We start from the raw sequence: 237 nt of genomic DNA, 5'->3' as shown, positions 1-237 counted from the left end.
AGCAGGTGCGTGTCGCGTTCCTGGTGGACTCGGACGGCCTCGCCCGGCTGGACCACGAGAAGGGCACCGACGGGCTGGCTGCCGACCAGGACGAGTACGGGGACCGCGTCATCACCGCGGACGGTGAGCTCGACCGCGTCGAGAAGGCCCGCATCGTCTTCGGGGACGAGGGCGCCCGACAGCGCCAGAACCGCATCGTGCACCCCCGGATCCGGGCTGCGGCCCGGCGCATCGTCG

General features: G+C 72.6%; 1 protein-coding gene. It reads left to right on the top strand.

The window, feature by feature from the left end; translation table 11 throughout:
- On the top strand, positions 1-237 hold a 237-nt coding region (locus tag KVS67_RS13120), incomplete at both ends, for a dephospho-CoA kinase (protein ID WP_217565561.1).

The sequence above is a fragment of the Micrococcus sp. GbtcB5 genome (assembly GCF_019091605.1).
GTDB classification, from domain to species: Bacteria; Actinomycetota; Actinomycetes; order Actinomycetales; family Micrococcaceae; genus Micrococcus; species Micrococcus luteus.
This window is presented reverse-complemented; position numbering and strand designations above follow the sequence as displayed.